Source organism: Acetomicrobium mobile (assembly GCF_937920065.1).
On record NZ_CALETC010000127.1, the window covers coordinates 1 to 2,982 of the forward strand.

The 2,982-nt window shown below is 42.7% G+C and carries 2 protein-coding genes and 1 pseudogene; 1 reads left to right on the plus strand and 2 read right to left on the minus strand.

What is annotated here, in order from left to right:
- Both Q7P41_RS05280 and Q7P41_RS05285 read right to left on the minus strand, forming a co-directional pair.
- Positions 1-645: pseudogene (locus Q7P41_RS05280) on the minus strand (glucan biosynthesis glucosyltransferase H); the annotation flags it as partial.
- On the minus strand, positions 633-2,213 hold the full coding sequence (locus Q7P41_RS05285; RefSeq protein WP_303882730.1) for a glucan biosynthesis protein: 1,581 nt from the start codon (positions 2,211-2,213) through the stop codon (positions 633-635). The gene Q7P41_RS05285 and the pseudogene Q7P41_RS05280, both read right to left, overlap by 13 nt.
- A 250-nt stretch (positions 2,214-2,463) precedes the next feature.
- On the opposite strand from Q7P41_RS05285, the gene Q7P41_RS05290 reads away from it, so the two are divergent.
- The gene (locus Q7P41_RS05290) at positions 2,464-2,982 is read left to right on the plus strand and encodes a nitroreductase family protein (protein ID WP_303882732.1); all 519 of its coding nucleotides are present in this window, start codon (positions 2,464-2,466) and stop codon (positions 2,980-2,982) included.

A 2,982-nucleotide genomic window follows, 5' to 3' on the forward strand; every position in this document is an offset into this window, starting at 1 on the left:
GGCAATGCGCGTGTTCTCTTCTATATCTTGCGATGTAGCCTTTGGTGCATAACGATCAAAACCTCTGAGCATTGTTATAAACCCGGCCAGAGCCGTCCAAAAACCAATGGACAGCCAGGCAAAAAGTATCGCAAAGGTAAATATCATTAAATAGCCTAAAAAGGTCATGCCTCTAAAATTTAATATCTGATTCATGAAGTAAGTGGCCACAAATGTAGATGTGATCACAAGAGCTGCAAGCAGAGTGCGCCTGTTTTTTGCTATTTCCTCCCATAAAAAAGCCCCACCCGTGGGAAGATCGAACAAATTCGAAAAACTCACCATAAAACCCTTGGGGATCATGGAAGATCTGTTAATCGGCGGACTGGAATTAATTCCCCCGCATTCATCGTTTAACAACAACGGCATGATTTGTTCATTTAAGCTTGGCCACCTGTGGCTAACCAACAAATCATTATCCTTCAGAATGCGCGAACGCAGTTCGTCTACCACGATATCAAAATAATTTGTGAATGAATTTTTCAGTAATGATGATAATTTGCCCAACGCCTCTAATGCAAGTTTCAAAGAGCAAACCGGTATTATGCCCAAAAACCACATATAGTTTAAAATGCGTTTTTCCAATTCTCTTGTTATAGTTGCCATTGATAGCTCCACGTCTCCGTTAAAATGTCCGGTAGGTTATCTCCTTTCTTTAGAAAAGCTTGGATCTTGATTTTGGGTCGTTTGTCGGGTTGGAGTTGTTCTATGGTACTTCCTCCCTTGACTCGGACCTGAAAAGCCAGCCTCCAACCTTCGGTGACTTCGTTTTTCATTAAAGTCTTTTCTACAAGTTCAGCACCTTCCGACACTGTAACAACAGCCGTTAATCCCGTATCGGCCGGAATGGCTTCAATAGTTTTGCCTTGGAAGTCGATCACAAACAGCCTTGTGTTGTCGTCTTTTCCCTTGCCGGTACGCGTAGAGACCACATAACCCATCCCGTGAGGAGAACCCTTCGGCAAATGCCAGCTCATCCTGTAGGAAAAGTTGACGGGTTCACCTATTTGAGGCAGCTCTTCGGGAACCCAAAATGCGACGATATTATCTATGGTCTCCCATGTGCTGGGTATCTCTATCAATTCCACACGGCCCTTCCCCCAACGTTCTCTGGGAGCAATCCACACACTGGGCCTCAAATCATATCGCGCTTCCAGGTCTTGATAATTACAAAACTCCGTGTCACGTTGAAGTAATCCGAATCCATAGACATCGTTTGCCGGAAAGTTCGAGACGTTTAAGCGCGAAGGATTGAGCAAAGGCCGCCATTCCCATTTATCGGCCTCATAGGCAATTAACAGCCCGTCAGAATCATGTACTTCAGGGCGATAGTCATCTGGTCGATTAATCGTATTTTCACCATAGTAAAACATACTCGTGAGTGGAGCCATGCCAAGTTTTTCTACATTTTTCCTTCGAAATATTGATGCTTTTACGTCAACTGTGGTCTTTTCGCCCGGCTGTACGAAAAACTTATAAGCACCTGTCAAACTTGGGCTATCGAGCAAGGCGTAAATTGTAATATGTTTCGATTTTTTTTTGGGTTCTACAATCCAAAAATCTCTAAAATATGGAAATTCCTCCCCCGTCGGAAGTGCCGTATCTATGGCAAGCCCTCTCGCCGATATTCCGTAGCGCTGATTTTTCCCCAAGGCCCTGAAATAGCTTGCCCCAAGAAACGAAATTAATTCATCATGATAATCAGGCCTATTTAGGGGGTAATGAATCCTAAAACCCGCAAACCCTATATTTTTATAAGTTTCAACTGGTAGGGAATTCTTGCCGTAATCAAAAAGGTCGGGATCGTAGCGAAACTCCTTTATGCCCTTGGATGTTACCAAGTTGATCCTCACAGGAACGTCATACAGAAAACCCAAATGATAAAATCTGATCTGGAAAGGCAGATTTTTGTCGAGCCAAACTGACTTTTCAGGTTTAAAGCGAATATCTCGCCATTGATCATATGATAGGTTTGACAACGACTCAGGTGCCTTGCCAGGAAACCCTTGATAAGTCGATAATGAAAGCTCTTGCGCCATCTCCCAAATTTCCCTTTCCAAACTCTCGAGTCGGATACTGTCTTTTGAGCTGCCATAAACTACAGAAACCTGAAAGATGAGCATGAAATTTAAAAGCAAAGCGGCAACCGTTACTAAAAGTCCAAGCCTCTTCACTAAAACGCACTCCCTTCAGATCGAGAAAACTCTATTTGCATACATATTTTCAAAATTGCAATTTAGTCCAATCTCGACGAAGTATATTTAACCATACAAAAGCCACCTTGCCACATCCGATAAACCTCGTATATTTTAGTGAAAGGATTTCAAGTTCTTAAAGTTTGCATCGTGATACTATATCATGGAGGTGTTCATTGCGTCATAAATATATTAAGTTTCAGGCGTCTAAATTAATGGGGGGGTCAAAATGATCGAGCTTTTAAGAAAAAGGAGGAGCATTCGACGCTTTAAAGATAAGCCGATAGAACAAGAAAAGATTGACATCTTAAAAGAAGCTGCGCTCAGGTCGCCTACCTCCAAAAACCTTCACTCCTGGGAGTTCATCTTCATCGACGATAAAGAAACAATAGGCAAGCTGGCCAATGCGCGAAATCAAAGTTCTGCCTTTTTGAGGGGAGCTCCGCTTTGCATGGCTGTACTGGGCTCTGAAGAGGTAAATGATACCTGGATAGAAGATGCCTCAATAGCTGCCATCATCGTACAACTTACAGCGTTGTCGATCGGCTTGGGTTCTTGCTGGATACAAATAAGAAATCGCATGCATTCTGAAAAAATGAGCTCCGATGAATACGTACGTTCAATTCTTGGAATACCGGACAACTATCGAGTAGTATGTTTGCTTGCCATAGGATACCCGGGAGAGCAAAAAGAGCCCGTTCCTTTTGAGTCCTTAAGATGGGATAAAATCCATATTAACAAATGGTAA

Excerpts from the sequence above, each read along its gene's own strand:
- Q7P41_RS05290 (WP_303882732.1), top strand. The coding sequence starts at position 2,464 with ATGATCGAGCTTTTAAGAAAAAGGAGGAGCATTCGACGCTTTAAAGAT.